The following is a 19771-nucleotide window of genomic DNA, read 5'->3' on the forward strand; positions in this document are numbered from 1 at the left end:
CCCTGGTCAAAATTCAATCGGCACAGCTGGTCAATATTCCATCGGCGCCAACAGCCGGGTGCTCTTCAATGGACGAGGTGCCTGCTTCATGCCAGAGCTGTGGATCCAGGACAGCGATGCGTTTCTGTGACGTTCCTGGATCAAACGTGTGCTTGCGCTTGTTGCCCTCAGCCAGATTCAAGATGGCCCGGCGGGTCTCGTTTTGGCGCGCATCATCGTCCTGCGGGCGAAACTTGCACGCCACCACCAAGGAATCCTCGAATCTGTGGAAGTGCGTGTTGGGCGTTGACAGTTCGCAAAGCCACAGTCGACGATTCGGCGAATGCGCCTCGAGCGCACCTCGGATGTAGGTACACGCGTTGTAAAGATTTCCTTCCGAGACGTGACCGTCTCGCGCGTAATCGAGCGCCTTGATCAGCACCCATAGGCGAAGGCAGTTGAGTCCGTCTTGGCGTCCTTCGTCCAAATCGGGTGCCTGCCGGGCCGCAAACATGGCCCCCACATATCCGTCTTCGAGGCGTCCGTGCAGACGCTGCTGAATAGGCTGCGTCGGGGAGGGGGTCGGAATGGTGGGGAAGCTGACGGTCAGGGCTTGAGACAGTCGGCGTAAATCCCGCACGAAAGGGTTGTTGGTGTTCTCGACCCACGCTTCGAGAACGTCTGCCACTTCGCCATGTGAAAGAAAAGCCAGTATGCCCGAGAGCAACAGCGGCTCTTCGTCCGCCCAAGTGATGGCCTCGATGCGACGGCCAATGGTCAAAACCCCTCGACTTTCGGCCCATGTGAAAAAGCGCACGAGGTGCGGGGAACGCCGGTTTCCTGCGCCCAAAAGGGGGTTGTCGTCGCGATGCACGTGATCTTCTATGGGCGGCGACTGGAGTGCCAGTCAGCGCTGTTGGACCTTGTGGGGGCGTTGTTTTGCTCGAGAATCGACCGGATTTTAGTATCTTTATGACTTTTGCTAAAGTTTTATATGTAATCAATATTTACAACTGTGTGTTGTCTCCGAAGATCCCCGCCAGCCGCACCAGGTCTCGCGCCGAGCGAGTGCCTTCATACCGCGACGCGGTGCACACCGTCGCGTCCGCACGCGAACCCCTGGGCCGGGGGCATCACGCGAATGTTTTTTCCATCTCACGGCGAAACTTCACCGCCGTGGCGTTGGCATCAAACGCCACATCGTTCCAGCTCACGGGTTGGCCCGCCTTCACGGACTTGAGCAGCTTCACGCCGTGCGCCAGTCCCAGGGGCAAGCCGCCCAGGGCGAGCGATTCCTGTGCGGGCAGCAGCTTGCCGTACACGGTGTAGCCGCCTTCGCCGTCGAGCATTTCGCCCGCCTTCAGATCGCGTTTGGCCGTGGCCACCACGTCGCCGTGCCAGCACACGGGCGCGCCGGTGGCCTCCCCGCGCAGGCCAATGGACGCCACGGTGATCCCCAGCTCCAGACCGATCAGGTGGAACGGCTTGTACATGCTCGAGTACTGCCCGCTGGGGTCGGTGATCAGGCCGTATTCCTTGAAGCAACGCGCCACGTAGTCGCTGTCGGCCGCGAAGGTCACGTACACGCCCCACCGCAGGTCGCGAAACACCGGGCGGGTGTCGCGCTCCACACTGGTGATCACCTCCACCTGGCCGCGCTGGTCGAGGATGCCGCCGTGCTCGCGCGGCTTGAGGATGCGCGCCAGATCGTCCACGCCCACGGCCGGGAATTTCAAACCGCTGGGGGCACTCAGCCCGGTGGCGTTGGCCACCGCGGCCATCTCGATGGCGCTCTTGGTCCCGTCCAGGAAGCTGTTGAACATCTGCGGGTTCATGCCGCCTTGGGCCGCGTCCTCGGCGCTCAGACCGTAGTGGTTCCACACGGTGTCGGGCGTGCTCTCGTGGTACGTGGGCAGGTATTTGGTGCCCTTGCCCGCTGCCACCACCGAGAAACCCGCGGCCCGCGCCCAGTCGACCATTTCGCAAATGAGCGCCGGCTGGTCGCCGTAGGCCAGCGAGTACACGATGCCGGCTTCGTCGGCCTTGCGCTTCAAGAGGGGGCCCGCCAGCGCATCGGCCTCCACGTTCACCATCACGATGTGTTTCTTGAACGCGCAACAAGCCAGCACATGGGCAATGCCCACGGCCGGGTTGCCTGTGGAGTCGATGATGATGTCCACAAAGGGCGACTCGATCAAAGCCATGTTGTCGTCGATGACGGCGGTGTTGCCCCGCTGGGCCGCTTGCTCCAGGGACGCCGCGTTGTAAGCCTCTTCCCGCCAGCCGACATGCTTGAGTGCGGCCCTGGCCCGGGCGGGCGACAGATCGGCGATGCCGACCAGGTGGATGCCCGGCGTGCGCGGCACCTGCGACAGGTACATGGAGCCGAACTTGCCAGCGCCGATCATGCCGACGCGCAGGGGCTTGCCCTGGGTGGCGCGTTGCTGAAGCTTCGAAAACAGATTCATGTGGGCCTCGTTGTGGGGGTGTCGAATGGGCTCAACAAGATACCGCGGTGCACCCGGCTGCCGTGCCGGCAGCGAAGGTCAGTTTCTTGCTGTGAGCCGGGCATAGAGCAGGCCGGCGAGCACCGCGCCGGTGGCCATGGCCAGCAGGCCGGGCAGGTGGCGCGTGGCGTCGATGAACACCGGCATGGGCGCCACCGCATCCACCGTGCGCACCGCCGCCACCATGCCCGCGCCGGCGGCCGCGGCCAGCAGCCCGTTGCGCCAGGCCGGCCAGCGGCGAGCCAGCAGGGCGGCCAGTGTCAGCGCGGGCAGCCAGCCGGCGGCCAGGATGCCGGCGTACACGGGCGCGAACCCGACGAGGTCCTGCCAGGTGGTGCGGGCTCTCACCGTGGCGGGCAGGTCCACGCCAAGGTCCGCCAGGGCTTGCAGGTTCCAGTGCGTCTGCGCCACCGAGCCCCAGGCCGCTGCCAGCAGCCAGGCCAGCAGCAGCGGCACCAGATGGCGCGTCCAGCGCGGTTCGGGGGCGGTGCTCGGGGTGCTGGAATTCATAATCGTCCATTATGAAATACGTGTTGGCATTCACCGTGGGCGCGCTGGCTGTGGCGGCGTCGGCCCAGGCCCCTGGCTACCGGGTCGAGACCGTGGCCAGCGGGCTGGAGCATCCCTGGTCGCTGGCGTTCCTGCCTGGGGGCCGCATGCTGGTGACCGAGCGACCGGGCCGCCTGCGCCTGATCGAGCCCGGACCCGATGGCCGCCCCCTGTTGCGCCCCGAGCCGGTGGCGGGCGTGCCCGCGGTGCTGGCGCGCGGGCAGGCCGGCTTGTTCGACGTGGCGGTGGACCCGGCCTTCGCGGTCAATGGTCGGGTGATGTTGTCCTTTGCCCATGGCCAGCCCGAGGCCAATCACCTGCGTGTGGTGAGCGCGCGCTTCGATGGCCGCCGTTTGCAGGCGGTGCAGCCGGTCTTCACCTCTCAGCCGGCCAAGCAAGAGACGCAGCATTTTGGCGGCCGCATGGCCTGGCTGGCCGATGGCAGCCTGTTGTTCGGCATGGGCGACGGCAACCTCGACCGCACCGATGCGCAGCGCCTGCACACCCACCTGGGCAAGGTGATGCGCATCTGGCCCGACGGCGGTGTGCCTGGCGATAACCCGTTCCTGCAGCGCCCGCAAGCCCGACCCGAGGTCTACACGCTCGGCCACCGCAACCCGCAAGGGCTGGTGGTGGTGGAGGGGGTGCCGTTTGCCCACGAGCATGGCGCGCGCGGCGGGGACGAACTCAACCGCTTGCGGCCCGGTGCCAACTTCGGCTGGCCCATGACCACGGGGGGCATCGACTACACCTACGCGCGTGTCACGCCCTTCCGCGCTTTGCCCGGCATCGAGCCGCCGCTGCTGGAGTGGACGCCGTCGATCGCGCCGGCGGGCCTGGCCTGGTACGGCGGTGCGCTGTTCCCGGCGTGGCACGGCAGCCTGTTCGTGGCAACGCTCAAGGAGCGCAGCGTGCGCCGCGTTCCCCTGACCGGCGGCGCGCCCGGGCCGCAGGAGGTGTTGTTCCAGGAACTGGGCGAGCGCATCCGCGACGTGCGCGCCGGGCCCGACGGCGCGATCTACCTGCTGACCGACAGCCCCAACGGCCGCGTGCTGCGGGTGGTGCCGTCGCCCTCCTGACCCAGCGCGTGGCGGGCCGTCCAGGCCGCCAGTCCGGGCAGGTCGTTCAGTGTGGATGCGCCGCGCGTGGTGCGGTTCCACCAGGCGGAGAACGAGGTGCAATGCACACGGACCTCGGAGAACAGCTGGGGCGCCTGGCGCTGCACCACCCGGGATGGCAGGAGGGCGCTGACGTGGGGGTCGGCCAGCGTCTGCACCGAGCGTGCACCCGCCAGCGCCTGGGTGAGCGACTGGCGGTCGGCGTGCCAGCGCACCGGCGTGAGCTCGGCCATGCGCGCGCTCACGAAGGCCCAGCGCGCTGCGCTCCAGGGCCAGGTGTGGTGGTGCTCGGCCAGCCGCAGCCCCACGCGAACGCAGCCGGCGGGCAGGTCGGCTGGCGGTTCACCCAGGGCCCAGGGGTGCACCAGCCAGACATCGCGCCCGGCCACATCGGCCGCCAGGGGTGCCGCCGATGCCACACCCTGGGGCACCGACCACACCGCCGGTTCCTCCACCCCGTCGCCGTGGGGCGTGGTTTTCACGGGCCGGCCGCTGCGGGCCATGGCGTCCAATGCTTCGTAGGAACAGTCGATCACACTCCCCGCGCTGTGCCAGGCCTGGGGGGCGTACCGGGCGACGTTGTCGGCGTTGAACAGGTACGGTTTGCTGCTGCCGGTACCGGCCACCCATTGCCAGCTCAGGTGGTTGCTGGCGAGGTCGCCGTCCAGCAGATGAGACACCAGCCAGTCCGCACCGGCGCGCCAGTGCACCTTGCGCAGGTGCACCACGTAGCTGGCCAGCCACATGCGGGCGTGGTTGTGCAGGTAGCCGGTGGCGTAGAGCGTGCGCACGGCCATGTCGATCACCGGCACACCGGTGCGCGCCTGCCGGATGTCGGCCGGTACCTCGGTGGCGTAGCCGTGTTCGGGGAGCAGGCCGTGGTGCAGCGAGTCCAGGATGTCCGGGCCGAGGTGGTGCCACACGTGGCGGAAGTACTCGCGCCAGCCCAGTTCGAACACGAACTTGTGCTGCACGTCCAGCCGGTGCCGCGTGCCCACGCCGGCCAGCACCTCGGGCAGGCTGACCAAGCCGTGTGTGATGTACGGCGAGAGTTGCGTCACGGCACCGTCGATGGCGTTGCGGCTGCGCGCGTAGTCGGACGGCCGCACCGCGGCGATGCGTCCCAGCGCGGCTGCGCGGGTGGGTGGAAACAGGTCGAGGGTTTTCATGGGGCGGTCTCTGGGATGCTGCGCGAATGCGCTTCAGGTGGCCCTGGCTGCGACACCCGTGGCGGGCGCGTGGGCATAGGTGGCGATGTAGTTGACCCGGGTGTCCCGGCACCACGATGCGCGGTGCAGCAGCGGCAGGTACCGCATGCCCCGCAGATCGCGCTGCTGCAGGCCGGCGCGGGCCACCGAAGCGGCCAGCTCGGTGGGTCGCACAAAACGGCTCCACTGGTGGGTGCCCCGGGGCAGGACCCGCAGCACGTATTCGGCGCCGACGATGGCGAACGCAAAGCTCTTCCAGGTGCGGTCGATGGTGGAGGCGATCAGCAAGCCGCCGGGGGCCACACGCCGGGCCACGGTGTCGAGAAAGTCGGGCACGTCACTGACGTGTTCGACCACCTCCAGCGCCAGCACCACATCGAATTGCTCGCCCGGCGCCAGCACCTGGGCGGGCTCGCCCAGCCGGTAGTCCACCGCCACGCCCTCGGACTGGGCATGCAGGCGCGCCGCCGCCACGTTGCCGGGCGAGGCGTCGACGCCCACCACCTGCGCGCCCAGCCGGGCCAGGGGCTCGGACAGCAGGCCGCCGCCACAGCCCACGTCCAGCATGCGCAGGCCCTTGAGCGCGTCGGCCGCGGGCCTGCCCCGGTGTTGCGCGATCTGGTCGACCACATGCCCCAGTCGCAGGGCGTTGACGACGTGCAGCGGCCGCATCGGCCCCTGGCTGTTCCACCAGGTGGCGCTCAGGCGGTTGAAGCGTTCGATTTCCGATGTGATGGCGGTCATGCGGTTCCCAGCAGGATGGAGCGGGTGCGTGAGTGAGTTGCGGTCTTCGCCGCAGGCGCCGCCACGGAGGCACTGCGCCAGCGGCGTGCCACCAGGCTTTCGGCCAGGCGCGCCGCCAGCAGCGCGCCGCTGCGGTGCACCTGGTCCACCCGGCTCGGCACCACGCTGTCCCCACACACGCCGATCAGCAAAGCGTCGTCCCACCAGTACCTGAGCGTTTCGGCCTGTGGTTCTGGTGCATCGGAAAAAGCGTGTGCCCAGTGGTGGGCCAACAGAAAACAGGGCGCCACGGGCCGTCCGGCGTGGGCTTGAAAGTTGGCCAGCAGCAGGTCGGCCACGGTTTCTGCGTCGGCGGCGGCGTGGTCCATCGACCAGCGCTCGCTGGCTTCCACGAACCAGCGCTGCGGTACGGTCGAGGCGCGCCCCGGTTTGCTGTGCATGGCGGCGATCCGCTCGATCGGGCCGCTCTCGAATGTCCGGTAGCTCGGCAAGTGCACCGGGCGCTCGGTGCCCAGCAGCAACACCCACCGGTGGCCGTAGTGAACGCCACGCAGCGATTGGCTCAGACCGGGTGAGGCTTTCGCCAGCGGCAAGGCCCGCGGGGCGGGTACCGCCAGCACCAGGGCCTGAAAGTCCTCGTCGATGTCGCCCGACGCACCTGTCAGCACCCAGTTCGTGTGGCGCCGCTGGGCGCGATGGATCGGCGTGTTCAGCCGCACCTGCAACGGTTTGGCGATGGTGTCGGCCATCGCCCGCATCGAGGGCACACCGACCGTCCCGATCAGTGCCAGGGCGGGATCGTCGGTGTCGTCCTCGTCGTGCACGCCCGCCCTCGAAAAACGCTCCACGTCCACCGGTGCGGTCGGCATGGACCAGACGTGACTGGCCGCCAGGCGGCCCGGCTGCGGGGCTGTGTAGGCCGCCAGCCGCGTGGTGCCGGTGATCACCTGGGCGCCGTCGTCGAAGCAGCCCACGCGGGTGGCGAGCGAACTGCACCGGCCCCCCGTGCGTTCGCTGGCTTCGAACACCACCGGGTCGTAACCCCGCACCGCCAGTTCGCGTGCGCACGACAGGCCGCTGATGCCGGCGCCGATCACGGCCACGCGCGGTGCACCGCGGTGGACCACCAAGGGTTCGGTGCGGTGAGTTGGGTTTTTCATGACTGCATCCTAGGTCAATATCCATTCACCTTGAACTCATGCGTGTTTCTTGCGGGAAAAACAAACGACAATGCGACTCAAAGACAACTCAAATCGCGACCATGACCCTTCGCACGCCCCCGTCACCGCCCACCGCGTCGCCCGCCGCACCGCCGCCCACGTTCCGCAGCAGCGCCGTGGCGCGCATGGCGGGCATGCCGGTGTCGACCTTGCGCATCTGGGAGCAGCGCTACCAGGCCGTGGCCCCGACCACGGCCGCCACCGGTCACCGGCAGTACTCGGCAGACGACGTGGAGCGGGTGGTGCTGTTGCGCCAACTCACCGGCCACGGACACGCCATCGGCACCCTGGCAGCGCTGAGCGCCGAGCAGCTGCGCGAACTCTCCCGTGCCCACCTGGCCGCCCGGCCGGATGCGCAGGCCCGCACAACGGCCCTGCGCATCGTCGTGGTCGGGCGGGCGATGGGCCGGCGGCTGGAGCGCTCTGCCGCGCTCGGGCGCTGGAGCGTGGCCCCGGTGCTGGTGGCGGTGTTCGATTCGCTGGCCGAGGCCACCCAGTCCATCGCTGGACAAAACAGCCCGCCGGTCGATCTGCTGGTGTGGCAGGCCCCGGGTCTGCAGGCCGGCGCCTGGCCCGGGCTGCAGGCCGCGCAAGCCGCCTGGCGCGCCCGCCACGTGGCGGTGGCCTACCGCTTCGCGGGCGCCACGGCGCGCGATGCGCTGATGAACGCCGGTGCCAGCGTGGTGCATGAACCCGCGGACGACGCGGCCCTGGTGGCCTGGTTGTCGTCGCTGGCGCCGTTGGCTGCCGGTGAAGACCACCAGCAGCCGCCCGAACGCCGCCCGCCGGGCGCCAACCCGTGGTCGCTGGCGGCGCCCGATGCCGGCGCTGGCCCGGCACCCACGCGGCGTTTCGACGACGCCGCCCTCACCGAATTCGCTGGCCTGTCCTCCGGTCTGGCGTGCGAATGCCCCAGCCACGTGGCCGAACTGCTCATGCAGATCGCCAGCTTCGAGCGTTACAGCGCGGGCTGTGCGAGCCGCAGTCCGGCCGACGCCGAGCTGCACGCCTACCTCCACCGCGTGGCGGGGTCTGCCCGCATCTTGTTCGAGGCCGCGCTGGAGCGCGTGGCCACCGCCGAAGGACTGGCCTTGCCTTGAACGCGCCGCAGCCCACCGACCGATGTTCACCTCCCAACCCACCATGCCACAGCGCAATTCCCTCAACGCCATTGAAGACCTGAGCGACCTGAGCCACCTGGACGAGATCGTGGTGGACAAACGTTCGGGGCAGCGCGCGTCCGCGAAGAAAAACCGGCGCAACCGCCACTACGAAAAACAGTTCATCCGCAACAGCCTCACCCACCGGCTGACGCTGGACCGCACCGAACCGGCCGAATCGGGCGGGCACGGCGAGCCCTGGGGCGCGGCCGACACCTCGCCTTGAGGTGGCCGGGTGCCGAACACGCCCAACCCGGTTGCCGTGGTCTGTCCGCTGTGCGGGCGACCGATTCCGCCCGCGCAACGCGATGCCCACCACCTGGTGCCCAAAAGCAAGGGAGGCCGCAGCACCACCTACCTGCACCGCGTGTGCCACCGGCAGATCCACGCGGTGCTCACCGAGACCGAGCTGGCCCGCCACTACGCCACGGTGGACGCCCTGCTCGCGCACCCGGAGCTGCAGACCTTCGTCGCCTGGGTCAGGACCAAGCCCGACGATTTTTTTGTCAGCACCCGCAAAAGCGCGCGCATGAAAAAACGCTGAAGGCGGCGCACCGCCTCTCCAGGTCCTCACCGAGCGGGTAGGCTCGCACGATGACCCAATCCAGCTTCGAATTCGACGCGCCCGCTCCACCAGAGCCCCCGCGCGCCACGCCCGCTCCGGCAGCCAGTCCCCTCAGCCTGGAGGCCATGGCGCAGCGCCTGGAGCAAGACGCCGACTTCCGCGTCCTGCGCCGCCTGGTGCCCGTCACCGATTTCGGTCCCCCACCCACGGCATCACCAGCGTTGCGCGTGCTGGTGCTGGACACGGAGACCACCGGCCTGTCCCACCAGACCGACAAGATCATCGAGCTGGCCATGCTGCTGGTGCAGGTGGACCCGGCCACCGGTCTGCCGCTGGGGCCGGTCGAGGTGTTTGAAGGTTTTGAAGACCCCGGCATGCCCATACCGCCCGTGGCGCAGGCCGTCACCGGCATCCGCGACGAGATGGTCGCCGGGCAGCGGCTGGACGATGCGCAGGTCCAGGCCATGGTGGACCGGGCCGACCTGATCGTGGCGCACAACGCCGGCTTCGACCGCCCCTTCGTGGAAGCGCGGTTTCCCGGTTTCGCCGCCAAGGCCTGGGCCTGCTCGTTCGCCGACATCGACTGGAAGGCCGCCGGCGCGGGCTCGGCCAAGTTGAGTTCGCTGGCGCAGGACCAGGGCTGGTTTTACGACGCGCACCGCGCGCGGGTGGACTGCCATGCCTTGCTGCAGGTGTTGGCCAGGCCGGTGGGCGGCGGTGACACCACGGGCCTCGCACAGCTGATCACCGCGGCCTCTCGCCCGAGCTACAAACTGCGCGCCACCGGTTCGCCCTTCGAGTCCAAGGACCCGCTCAAGGCCCGGGGCTACCGGTGGGACGCGGACGCCAAGGTCTGGTTCTGCACCGTGGCCGACACCGACCGCCTGGAGGCCGAGCTCGACTGGCTCAAGACCGAGGTGTACGGGCGGCGCAGCGCCCGGGTGGACATCGAGGCGCTGGACAGTCGGGTGCGCTACTCGGCCCGCCCCGGCGGCGTCTCGCAGCGCGCGCTCTGAGCGCCACTAGCCTGCCCAGGCGGGCTAGTGGCGAACGGCAGACGCCCTGAGCTGCTGCACGTCGAGCGCCGAGACCGGCGGTGCGTCGTTGCCCCAGGCGGCGCGCACGTAGGTGGACACGTCGGCGATGTCCTGTTCGCTCAGGTCGAGCACATAAGGCGGCATCCCGAAAGGGCGCGGGTGTCCCGCCGTGCTCGGGCCGAAACCACCGAAGAGCACCGCCTGCACCAGGTTGGCCGGCACGCGATGCAAGACCGTGCTGTTGCCCGCCAGCGGTGGGTAGGCCCACTGGCCGTCGTTGCCGCGCACGCCTTCCCCTTGCGCGCCGTGGCACTGGGCGCACTGCTGGTCGTAGATGCGTCCCCCCTGCGCCAGGGCCTGCGCCGGGCGCGCGTCCCCGGGCGGCGCCCCGACGCGGCTGCTCACCGGGAGCGCCTTGAGGTGCTCGGCCGTGGCCTGCAGGTCCGCCGGCCGCCAGTGCTGCGTGCTGTGCTGGACCACCTCGGCCATGGGGCCGGTGACGATGTGCGAGCCGCTGCGCCCGTCTTGCAGCAACGCCACGATCTCGGCCACCTCGCGTGCCTGCACACCGCCTTCGGCCGGGTCGAGCAGCGACGGTGCGTACCAGCCTTGTGCGGCCATCAACCCGCCGGCCAGCGACAGCATGTCGCTGCTGCCGCCCAGGGCGTTGCGCGGCACGTGGCAGGCGCTGCAATGCGCCAGGCCGTTGACGAGGTAGGCGCCGCGCAGCGGCCCGTCCGTCGGTGCCACGGTCAAGACCTCGGCCGGTTTGAAGTACAGCGTGCGCCACACCTTGAGCGCCGCCTGTGAGCCCAGGTACTGGCCGAGGTCGTTGGGCGGTGCGACCGCCGCCACCGGCGCCAGGCTGCGCAGGTAGGCGAACAGCGCGTCGCTGTCGGCGCGCGCGACGTGGGTGGTGTTGGTGTACGGAAAGGCCGGATTCAGCAGGCGTCCGTCGCGTGACTGGCCGTGGTGCAGGGCGCGCCAGAAATCGTCGGCGCTCCAGTTTTTGAGGCCGGTGGCGTCAAACGTGAGGTTGCTGCTGTAGACCGTGCCGAACGGGGTGGCGATGCCGCGCCCGCCGGCGAATGCCGCACCGCCGCGCGCGGTGTGGCAGCCCATGCAGTTGCCCAGCACGGCCAGGTAGCGGCCGTGTTCGATGGTGGCGCTGTCGGCCTCTGACGTGGCGGTGTTCGAGGGCGCCACGGCCACCGGCCGGGCCGGCCACAGCAGCCAGGTGGCCGCGCACAACAGCAGGGCCGTCAGCGTCAGCGCAGCGACCGCGACGGGACGGCGCAGCAGCGAACGCGCGCTCATGGCTGCACCGCCTTGGCCGCCGCCGGCGTCACCGGTGCGGCAAAGCTGCCGCACTCCATGGGCACGCGCGTGCCGGTGGCGGCGACCGGTGCGGCGTTGGGTGGCACGGGTTGCGCGGCCAGCCAGGCGCTCACGGCGGCCACGTCGGCTGCCGGCAATCGGCGCGCGAGGGTGGCCATGCAATCGGGCGTTCGGGCCTGGCGGGTGCCGTTGTGCCAGGCACCGAGCTGGGCGTTGATGTAGTCGGGCGGCAAGCCCAGCAGGCCGGGCGTGGCGGGCTGCGCTCCGGTGAGGGCGGCACCGTGGCAGGCGGTGCAGGCGGGCACCTGCTGCGAGGCGTCGCCGCGCAACGCCAGCTGCTCGCCGCGTTGCAACACGGCGGCCGGCGCGCGCGCGGGCAGGGCCGCGGCGTGGGGCAGCTCGAGCGCCGCGAAGTGTTGCGCGATCTCCCACAGATACCCATCGCTCAAGGGGTCGACCATGCGCGCCATCAGCGCGTGCTTGCGCTGGCCGGTCTGGAAGTGCTTGAGCTGGTTGTAGAGGTAGCCCGCGGGTTTGCCGGCAATGCGCGGGTAGTAGCCGTCGGGGCCGGCGCGCCCCTGCTGGCCGTGGCAGTTCACACAGGCCTGCATGCGCTGGGCCAGGGAGTCTTCAAATCGGGGGAGGGGTTGAGCACCGGCCCACGCGATGTGGGTGGTGAGCAACAGGGCCGCGAGGCGTGTAGGTGGGAGCATCGGGCTATCCTCGCCGTGAATCATCTGATGTGCAAGATTCAGATTAATTGAAAAAAGATCGGATCAGATTGTGGTGGACACGTTGCGTGTGATCCGGTACGAGCAGCTCGCCGACGAACTGGCCACCGCCATTCTCGGTGGCCTGCTGCGCCCGGGTGAGCGCCTGCCATCGGTGCGCGAAACCTGCCGGCAGCGCGGCATGAGCCCGTCCACCGTGTTCCAGGCTTACGGCCAGCTGGAAGCCGAGGGGCTGGTCGAGGCGCGGGCGCGCTCCGGTTTTTATGTGCGGTCCACCCGCCGCGCCGTGCGGGCCGGCCCGCAGGTGGCCGCGCCGCGCGGCGAGGCCACGCCCGTGGCCATCAGCGAGCTGGTGTTCGACCTGTTGGGTTCCACGCGCGACGCCGATGTGGTGCCGCTGGGCTCGGCCTTCCCCGCCTCGCACCTGTTTCCGTTTGACGAACTGGCCCGCAGCGGCGCGCGCGCCATGCGCGCCCTCAAACCTGGCCAGATCACCGGCGCGCTGACCGCAGGCGACGAAGGCTTGAGGCAGGCCTTGCGCCGGCGCCAGGCCTTGCAGGGCATGCCGCTGGCCGACAACGAGCTCATCATCACCAACGGCGCGATGGAGGCGCTCAACCTGTGTCTGCAGGCGGTCACCCGGCCAGGGGATGTGGTGGTGGTCGAGTCGCCCACGTTTTATGCGGCGCTGCAGGCGCTGGAGCGCCTGCACCTCAAGGCTGTGGAGGTCGCCACCGACCCGCGCGACGGCGTGGACCTGGAAGCCCTGAGCGTGCTGCTGGACCGCCAGACCGTGGCCGCCTGCTGGTTCATGCCCAGCTTCCAGAACCCGCTGGGCGCCTTGATGTCGCCGGCCCGCAAGCAAGCGCTGGTGGCGCTGCTCGCGCGCCACCGCGTGCCGCTGATCGAGGACGACGTGTACGGCGAGTTGTATGCGGGCGCGCGGCGCCCGCCGCCGGCCAAGGCGTTCGACCAGCAGGGCGGGGTGTTGCACTGCTCGTCGTTTTCCAAGTGCCTGGCGCCGGGCTACCGGGTTGGCTGGGCGGCCGCCGGGCGCTACGCGCCGCAGGTCGAGCGGTTGAAAATGACGACCTCGCTGGCCACGGCCCTGCCGACCCAGCTCGCGCTCGCCGACTACCTCGCCCAGGGGGGCTACGACCGCCACCTTCGCCGCCTGCGCGAGTCGCTTTCGGCGCAGCGCAAGCACGCGCTGCGGCTGATCGAGCGGCACTTTCCGCCCGGCACCCGCACCACCCGTCCCGAGGGCGGCTATTTCATCTGGCTCGAACTGCCGCCCGCGGTCGATGCCCTCGCGCTGCACGACCGCGCCCGCGCCCAGTCCATCAGCACCGCACCCGGCGCGCTGTTTTCGGCCGACCGGCGCTTCACCCACCACCTGCGCCTCAACGTCGGGCACCCCGGCGACGACCGCGTGGACGGGGCCCTGCGCACGTTGGGCGCGTTGGCCACCGAGATGGCGCGCTCGGCTCACTGAGTGCGGTGCCTCAGGGCGCCCGCATCGCCACTCCCTGGCTGGCCGCGACGGGCAGGCCGAACACCGCGTCGAATGCCCAGTTGAAGACGAAGGTGTAGACGAGGAAGAAGATCACCAGCGCCATGTCCATCACCAGCGCTTGCCACAGGCTCACACCAAACCACCAGGCGATCAGCGGCACCAGCATGGCCACCAGCCCGATCTCGAAGCACACCGCGTGCAGCACGCGCCGTTTCACGCTGCGCCCGGTGGTCCCCTGACGCGCTTCCCAACGCTCGAAATACGTGTTGAACACGAGGTTCCACACGACCGCCACCACCGAGGTGGCGATGGCCAGCGTTCCGCTGTCGAACGGGGATTTGCCCGACATCACCATCAAGCCCCAGCCCGCCAGCGCGATGGCCACCGCCTCGTACAGGCCGATGTACACAACGCGTCTCCAGATTCCCTGCACAACACTTCTCCGTGGTTTCGAAGGCCCCACTGTATGTCGACATCACTGATACTAGAAGTCAGCTTCTATCAGATTGACTGACAGATGAACTTCGACTTCGAATCCCTCAAGGTGTTTCTGGCGGTGCTGGATCACGGCTCCTTTTCAGCCGCTGCCCGCTCGTTGGGCAAGGTGCCGTCCGCGGTCAGCATGGCCATTGCCCACCTGGAGGCGGACCTGAACCTGGTGCTGTTTGACCGCAGTGGCCGCGAGCCCAGGCCCACGCCGCAAGCGCTGGCCCTGGTCCCGCAGGCCCGGCTGCTGGCGGAGCAATTGCTCAAGCTGGACACACATGCCCTGTCGCTCACCCAGGGTCTGGAGCCCTGCCTGACCATCGCGGTGGCGCCGGAGTTGCTGGCGGCCACGCCGTGGAGCGCCGCCCTGGTGCAGCTCTCGGCCGAACACCCGCTGCTGGAGGTGGAGGTGCTGGCGGCACCGCAGACCGATGCCCTGGGCATGTTGCACAGCGGGCGCGCCCACGTGGCACTGGTGTTCGAGCGCGCCAGTCTGGATGCGCGCGAGGGCTTTCAGGAGGTCGGCCGCGAGATCCTGGTGGCGGTGGTGGCGCCCACCCATCCGATGCTGCGCGGACGCCAGGCCTCGCGCGGCGTGCGCGAGGACGATCTGGCCGTGCAGCGGCAGATCGTGGTGGCCGGGCGGCACTCGGTGGACGCGGACGAGCGCACCGTGATGTCGCGCCACCAGTGGCGCACCGACACGCCGGTGGCCGCCATGGGCCTGGTGATCGCCGGCCTGGGCTGGGCGTGGTTGCCGCAGGGTTTTGTGCGCTCGCCCCTGGCCGCGGGACTGCTGGTGGAGATTCCGCTGGAGAACTTCAGCAACGTCATGCCGCTGTGGGTCGACGCGGTCTGGCCCAAAGCGCGCCCGCTGGGGGTGGCGGCGCGCCGCTTCCTGGCGTTGCTGGACGGCGTTCGGCGGCAGGGCGAGCCGCCAGGCAAGACCGCCGTGGTCAGGCGCCGGCCAGCGGCGCGCGGGTGATGCGCCGCACCCGGAAGTAAAGCCACAGCGCGATGCTCATGTTGAGCAGGTTGAAGGCGATGCCGTTGAGGAAGGCCGCGTCGTAGCTGCCGGTCAGGTCGTACACCCAGCCCGACATCCAGCCACCCAGCGCCATGCCCACCAGCGTGGCCATGATCACCGCACCCACCCGCGCACCCGCTTCCTTTGGCGCGAAGTACTCGCGCACGATGATGGCGTAGGACGGCACGATGCCGCCCTGGAACAGGCCGAACAGCGCGGCAATCAGGTACAGCGAGACCAGACCGTCGAACGGGATGAACAGCAGCAGCGCCACGCACTGCAGGGCCGAACCCAGCAGCAGTGTTCGGATGCCGCCGATGCGGTCGCAGATCCAGCCCGAGATGAGCCGGCTGGCAATGCCGCAGAACAACATCAGCGACAGCATCTCGGCGCCGCGTGCCGCGCCATAACCCAGGTCGGTGCAATAGGCCACGATGTGGACCTGCGGCATCGACATGGCCACACAACAGCCCACACCGGCCACACACAGCAGGGCCATCGCGTGGTTGGGGTGCAGGCCAAACGGGCGGTTGGTGTCGGGCGCCACTTCGCCCGCGCTCACGGGTGCGGTCACCACCAGCGGCGGGCGCTGGCGCATGAGGTTGGCGAGCAGAAAAATGCCGACGCCGCACACCGCGCCCAGGATCACGTAGGTCTGGCGCCAGCCGATGGTCTCGATGCCCCACTGCACCAGCGGCGGCCACACCGTGCCGGCCACGTAGTTGCCGCTGGCCGCGATGGCCACCGCCATGCCGCGCCGTTTGTTCCACCACAGCGCGGTGTCGGCCAGCAGCGGTGCGAAGGTGGACGAGCTGCCCAGCATGCCCAGCAGCAGCCCGTGCGCCAGACCAAAGGTCCAGATGCTGCCCGAGTTGGCCGCCCAGATGAAACCGCCCGCCACCGCCACCGCGCCCACGCGCAGCACCGGCGTGATGCCGTGGCGATCCGCGAGCTTGCCGGTGAACAGGCCGCCGATGCCCAGGCAAATCATCATCAGCGTGTAGGGCAAGGACGCATCGGCCCGGCCCACGCCGAACTCGGCCTGCACCGCCGGCAGCACCACCGCCACCACGTACATGCCGCTGTTGCCCAGTGTGACCAGCGCCAGCGTGGTCAGCAGGCGGCGCACGGCCACGGGCGAGTCGATCAGGCTGGGGTCGGCGGGGGTGTGCGGCATGGCGGGAGATGCTACGCCGGCTCATGCCGCGCCCATGTCACTCGCGTTTTTCGCACGCGTGGCGCCCGGGCGATCGCAGCGTTGCGTTCGTGAGCGTACAGACCCCATGCGCAGGCTGGTCGATGCTCGGTGCGTGGTCCTCCACAGCGGCGCTTGGCGCCGCCGCACACCACTTCCGTCAACACCGAAAAGGACCTTCCATGAAACCCACCCTGACCCGCACCGCCTTGCTCATCAGCGCCTTGCTCCTGAGCCCGCTGGCCGCTCAAGCCGCCGCACCCACCAAGGCCGAATACGCCGCCGCCAAGACCACCATCAGCGCGGATTACAAGGCCGCCAAGGCCGCCTGTGCCAGCCTGAAAGCCAACGCCAAGGACATCTGCAAAGAAGAAGCCGAAGCCGCCGAGAAAAACGCACGCGCCGAGCTCGAGTTCAGCGCCAGCGGCAAGCCGGCCGATGCCATGAAGGTGCAAACCGTCAAGGCCGACGGTGCTTACGAAGTGGCCAAGGAGCGCTGCGACGACCTGAGCGGCAACGCCAAGGACGTGTGCAACAAGGAAGCCAAGGCGGCCCACGTGGCCGCCATCGCTGCCGCCAAAAGCCCGAAGGCCTCGGTTGAAGACCGTGCCGAGGCCAAGGAAGACGTCAACGAAGCCAAGTACAAGGCCGCCGCCGAGAAGTGCGACACCCTGACCGGTGACGCCAAGACGGCTTGTGTCCAGGCCGCCAAGACCGCCCACGGTCAACGCTGATCGCTGACCCGCCCGGCCTGATTCAGTCGAACAGGTCGGGCTCGCTGCGCACCAGGTCGTTCCAGATGGCCTGGAAGTGCAGCCAGCCGATGTACTCGCTGCCCACGTGCTCGCGGCTGTAGCGCGCGCGCTCGGCGGGCACCAGGCGCGGGGTGGCGCCGCTGGCCATCACGGCCAGCTGCTGCTGGCAGCAACGCTCCAGCGCGATGAACCAGAACGCCGCGGCCTCGATGCTGTGGCGGCTCGCGGTGAACAGGCCGTGGTTCTGGTGGATGGCCGCCTTCACGCCCTTGAACCAGTCGGCCACCTTCAGGCCGGCTTTCACCTCCACCGCCACCTGGCCGGCTTCGTCGCCGATGACCACGTGGTCTTCAAAGAACGCGGCCGCGTCCTGCGAGATCGGCAGCAGCGGCTGGCCCAGCGAGGCGAACGCCGTGCCGTAGACCGTGTGCGCGTGGCACATGGCGACGATGTCGGGGTGCGCCTCGTGCACCGCAGCGTGCAACACAAAGCCGGCGCGGTTGACCGCGTGGCGGCCTTCCACCACCTGCCCCTGGTGGTCCACCAGGATCAGGTTGGACACCTTCACCTGCGCGAAATGCACCGCCATCGGGTTGGTCCAGTACAGGTGCGGGTGCTCCGGGTCGCGGATGGTCAGGTGGCCCGCAAATCCGTAGTCGAAGCCCTGGCGCGCGAACGCACGGCAGGCACCCGCCAGGCGTTCCTTCAGGTACTGGCGCTCCTGCGCCACGTCGTCGAACGTGGGGATGCCGGGGTAGATCAGGCCAGGCTGGTCGGGCTGGTAGATCGACACCTTGGGGTCGGTCAGCGGGTCGTGGCGGTATTCCTTCTGACCCAACGCTGAGAGTTTTTCGAGCACGGCGGACATGGTGTCTCCTCGGGTGGTGATGAGCCGTGATGGTCCTCTCAGGCGCGCGCGTTGACAAACGATGAATGTTCATGGAAGCATGAGCCTGTTTCATCTGAAAGCCCATTGCATGAGGAATCTTCCACCGCTGGCCCGCTTGCGCACCTTCGAGGCCGCCGCGCGCCTGCAGAGCTTTGCGCTCGCCGCCCAGGAGCTGCACCTCACCCCCTCGGCCATCAGCCACCAGATCCGCGACCTGGAGCGGCACTTTGGCCGCGCGCTGTTCGAGCGCCGCCACCGCCAGGTGCAGACCACGCAGGAAGGGCGGCGCCTGTTCGAGAGCCTGGGCCGCCTGTTCGATGCGCTGGAAGCCACCTGCGCCGAGGTGCAACTGCCCACGCACGACGAGGTGCTGGCGGTGCACTGCGCACCCAGCCTGGCGCTCAAGTGGCTGGGTCCGCACCTGCCGTCGTTCGTGGCGCGGCACCCCGCGATCAACATCCGCCTGACCACCGGCGCCGACCCGGTGGACCTCGGTGTGGTGCGCGACATCGATGTGGCGCTGTCCTACGGCGCCGCCCGCCACAAAGCCGGGCTGGACGTGGTCTCGCTCGGCGACGAGCGCATCGCGCCCCTGGTGTCACCCGGCCTGCTGGTGGCCAAAGAGCCCGCGTCCCGGGCCATCCAGCGCCTGACGCTGATCGACTCGCAGCTCAGCCCGGTGGGCTGGGCCGAGTGGTTTGAGCTCAACGGCCTGGCCTTGCCCCAACGCCCCCGGCCCTCGTTCGACCGCGCCGCCATGGCCATCTCGGCCGCCGCTGACGGCATGGGCGTGGCGCTGGAGAGCACGCGTTTGGCGGCGCGCGAGATCGAGCGGGGCGAGCTGGTGGTGCTGGGCGAGCGCAGCCTGCAGAAGATCGTGCGGCCGGTGCACTTTCTGAGCGTGCGCACCACCGACCGGGCGCGCGCGCCGGTGGTGGCGTTTGTGGACTGGGTGCGGGCGCAGACGGCCTGAGCCGGGCGCAGGGTCAGGCAACCAGGCGCAGCGCAGCCGCGGCCACCGGCGGACGCAGCGCAGCAAACAAATTCTTCGGGTCCGTCAGGTCCGGGATCAGCGAGACCGTGGTGCCCATGCCTTGTGCGATGGCGAGTGCGTGCATGAAGCGCAGGGCCGAGTAGTCCTCCAGCGCGAAGCCCACGGAGTCAAACACCGTGATCTGCTCTTCGTTCACACGGCCTGGCGCGCGGCCGGCCAGCACGTCGTGCAGCTCGGTCACCGCAAAGTCGGCCGGCAGCTGCTGGATATCGCCTTCCACGCGCGTTTGCGGCGTGTATTCCACGAACACGCTGGCACGTCGCAGCACCTCGGCGTGCAGCTCGGTCTTGCCAGGGCAGTCGCCGCCCACGCCGTTGATGTGCATGCCCGGTGCCAGCATCTGGGGCGTGACGATGGTGGCGTTGGTCTTGTCGGCCGTGATGGTGGTGACGATGTCGGCGCCGCGCACGGCCTCGGCGGTGCTCTCGCACACCACGATCTCCAGGCCGCTGCCCGCGAGGTTCAAGACCAGTTTGGCGGTGGCGGCGCGGTCCACGTCGAACACGCGCAGCGTGGTGATGCCCACCAGGTGCTGGAAAGCCAGCGCCTGGAACTCGCTCTGCGCGCCGTTGCCGATGAGCGCCATCACGCGGCTGTCGGGTCGGGCCAGCGTTTGTGCGGCCAGCGCCGAGGTGGCGGCGGTGCGCAGCGCGGTGGTGAGCGTGAGTTCGGACAGCAGCAGCGGCGTGCCGG

At 69.3% G+C, this 19771-nt stretch carries 21 protein-coding genes; 9 read left to right on the forward strand and 12 right to left on the reverse strand.

All coding sequences use genetic code 11. The features are described from left to right. Nucleotides 1–13: 13 nt before the first annotated feature. From Q1W68_RS01270 to Q1W68_RS01280, 3 genes are all read right to left on the reverse strand, one after another. Nucleotides 14–853, reverse strand: coding sequence for a hypothetical protein (locus tag Q1W68_RS01270; RefSeq protein WP_300651283.1), 840 nt, complete (start codon nt 851–853; stop codon nt 14–16). Between the two features lie 259 nt (nt 854–1112). Continuing rightward, nucleotides 1113–2447, reverse strand: coding sequence for an SAF domain-containing protein (locus Q1W68_RS01275; protein WP_300715468.1), 1335 nt, complete (start codon nt 2445–2447; stop codon nt 1113–1115). A gap of 78 nt (nt 2448–2525) precedes the next feature. After that, nucleotides 2526–2996, reverse strand: coding sequence for a hypothetical protein (locus Q1W68_RS01280; protein ID WP_300651278.1), 471 nt, complete (start codon nt 2994–2996; stop codon nt 2526–2528). 11 nt (nt 2997–3007) lie between these two features. On the opposite strand from Q1W68_RS01280, the gene Q1W68_RS01285 reads away from it, so the two are divergent. Continuing rightward, on the forward strand, nt 3008–4114 hold the full coding sequence (locus Q1W68_RS01285) for a PQQ-dependent sugar dehydrogenase (protein ID WP_300651276.1): 1107 nt from the start codon (nt 3008–3010) through the stop codon (nt 4112–4114). Here Q1W68_RS01285 and Q1W68_RS01290 read toward each other — a convergent pair. Genes Q1W68_RS01290 through Q1W68_RS01300 form a run of 3 tightly spaced genes read right to left on the reverse strand, consistent with a single transcriptional unit; the run spans nt 4054 to nt 7265 of the window. Then, a complete protein-coding gene (locus Q1W68_RS01290; protein ID WP_300651274.1) occupies nt 4054–5322 on the reverse strand; it encodes an FAD-binding domain-containing protein in 1269 nt (422 codons plus the stop codon). The genes Q1W68_RS01285 and Q1W68_RS01290 overlap by 61 nt on opposite strands. 33 nt (nt 5323–5355) lie before the next feature. Beyond that, nucleotides 5356–6105, reverse strand: a complete 750-nt coding sequence (ubiG, locus tag Q1W68_RS01295) for a bifunctional 2-polyprenyl-6-hydroxyphenol methylase/3-demethylubiquinol 3-O-methyltransferase UbiG (protein ID WP_300651272.1) — start codon at nt 6103–6105, stop codon at nt 5356–5358. Beyond that, nucleotides 6102–7265, reverse strand: a complete 1164-nt coding sequence (locus Q1W68_RS01300) for an FAD-dependent oxidoreductase (RefSeq protein ID WP_300651269.1) — start codon at nt 7263–7265, stop codon at nt 6102–6104. Before Q1W68_RS01300 ends, ubiG begins: the two co-directional genes overlap by 4 nt. Before the next feature lie 101 nt (nt 7266–7366). On the opposite strand from Q1W68_RS01300, the gene Q1W68_RS01305 reads away from it, so the two are divergent. The 4 genes from Q1W68_RS01305 to Q1W68_RS01320 are packed head-to-tail and all read left to right on the forward strand — an operon-like array spanning nt 7367 to nt 10066. Next, nucleotides 7367–8425 carry a MerR family transcriptional regulator gene (locus Q1W68_RS01305; RefSeq protein WP_300715469.1) on the forward strand — a complete coding sequence of 353 codons (1059 nt, stop codon included), beginning with the start codon at nt 7367–7369 and terminating at the stop codon, nt 8423–8425. A gap of 22 nt (nt 8426–8447) precedes the next feature. Further along, on the forward strand, nt 8448–8711 hold the full coding sequence (locus Q1W68_RS01310; RefSeq protein ID WP_300651264.1) for a hypothetical protein: 264 nt from the start codon (nt 8448–8450) through the stop codon (nt 8709–8711). A 9-nt stretch (nt 8712–8720) separates the two neighbouring features. After that, nucleotides 8721–9029 (forward strand): HNH endonuclease signature motif containing protein, encoded by a 309-nt coding sequence (locus Q1W68_RS01315; protein WP_300651261.1) that lies wholly within the window; start codon nt 8721–8723, stop codon nt 9027–9029. 50 nt (nt 9030–9079) lie between these two features. Continuing rightward, nucleotides 9080–10066 (forward strand): 3'-5' exonuclease, encoded by a 987-nt coding sequence (locus tag Q1W68_RS01320; RefSeq protein WP_300651259.1) that lies wholly within the window; start codon nt 9080–9082, stop codon nt 10064–10066. A gap of 24 nt (nt 10067–10090) precedes the next feature. Here the strand turns inward: Q1W68_RS01320 and Q1W68_RS01325 are convergent, their stop codons facing one another. Then, nucleotides 10091–11404, reverse strand: coding sequence for a c-type cytochrome (locus Q1W68_RS01325; RefSeq protein ID WP_300651256.1), 1314 nt, complete (start codon nt 11402–11404; stop codon nt 10091–10093). Continuing rightward, entirely contained in the window at nt 11401–12138 is a 738-nt protein-coding gene (locus Q1W68_RS01330; RefSeq protein WP_300651253.1) for a c-type cytochrome, read from the reverse strand. Before Q1W68_RS01330 ends, Q1W68_RS01325 begins: the two co-directional genes overlap by 4 nt. Before the next feature lie 82 nt (nt 12139–12220). Between Q1W68_RS01330 and Q1W68_RS01335 the strand changes: the two genes are divergently transcribed. Continuing rightward, complete coding sequence (locus Q1W68_RS01335; RefSeq protein ID WP_300651286.1) at nt 12221–13651, forward strand: PLP-dependent aminotransferase family protein; 1431 nt, start codon at nt 12221–12223, stop codon at nt 13649–13651. A 10-nt stretch (nt 13652–13661) separates the two neighbouring features. On the opposite strand, the gene Q1W68_RS01340 is transcribed toward Q1W68_RS01335, so the two are convergent. Further along, nucleotides 13662–14105: a PACE efflux transporter gene (locus tag Q1W68_RS01340; RefSeq protein WP_300651250.1), complete on the reverse strand. Its 444-nt coding sequence runs from the start codon at nt 14103–14105 to the stop codon at nt 13662–13664. Nucleotides 14106–14189: 84 nt separating this feature from the next. Here Q1W68_RS01340 and Q1W68_RS01345 point away from each other — a divergent pair, with 84 nt between their 5' ends. After that, entirely contained in the window at nt 14190–15143 is a 954-nt protein-coding gene (locus tag Q1W68_RS01345) for a LysR family transcriptional regulator (RefSeq protein WP_300651247.1), read from the forward strand. On the opposite strand, the gene Q1W68_RS01350 is transcribed toward Q1W68_RS01345, so the two are convergent. Further along, a complete protein-coding gene (locus Q1W68_RS01350) occupies nt 15115–16362 on the reverse strand; it encodes an MFS transporter (protein ID WP_300715470.1) in 1248 nt (415 codons plus the stop codon). The genes Q1W68_RS01345 and Q1W68_RS01350 overlap by 29 nt on opposite strands. 200 nt (nt 16363–16562) lie before the next feature. Between Q1W68_RS01350 and Q1W68_RS01355 the strand changes: the two genes are divergently transcribed. Further along, nucleotides 16563–17114 (forward strand): hypothetical protein, encoded by a 552-nt coding sequence (locus Q1W68_RS01355; RefSeq protein ID WP_300651241.1) that lies wholly within the window; start codon nt 16563–16565, stop codon nt 17112–17114. A 22-nt stretch (nt 17115–17136) separates the two neighbouring features. Here the strand turns inward: Q1W68_RS01355 and Q1W68_RS01360 are convergent, their stop codons facing one another. Further along, nucleotides 17137–18003: a class II aldolase/adducin family protein gene (locus tag Q1W68_RS01360; protein WP_300651239.1), complete on the reverse strand. Its 867-nt coding sequence runs from the start codon at nt 18001–18003 to the stop codon at nt 17137–17139. 79 nt (nt 18004–18082) lie between these two features. Between Q1W68_RS01360 and Q1W68_RS01365 the strand changes: the two genes are divergently transcribed. After that, a complete protein-coding gene (locus Q1W68_RS01365; protein ID WP_300651237.1) occupies nt 18083–18997 on the forward strand; it encodes a LysR substrate-binding domain-containing protein in 915 nt (304 codons plus the stop codon). A 13-nt stretch (nt 18998–19010) separates the two neighbouring features. On the opposite strand, the gene Q1W68_RS01370 is transcribed toward Q1W68_RS01365, so the two are convergent. Further along, nucleotides 19011–19771 (reverse strand): ornithine cyclodeaminase (locus tag Q1W68_RS01370; RefSeq protein ID WP_300651234.1); only part of this gene is annotated, 761 nt, incomplete at its 5' end.

The organism is Hydrogenophaga sp. (assembly GCF_030158645.1).
Taxonomy (GTDB): Bacteria; Pseudomonadota; Gammaproteobacteria; order Burkholderiales; family Burkholderiaceae_C; genus Hydrogenophaga.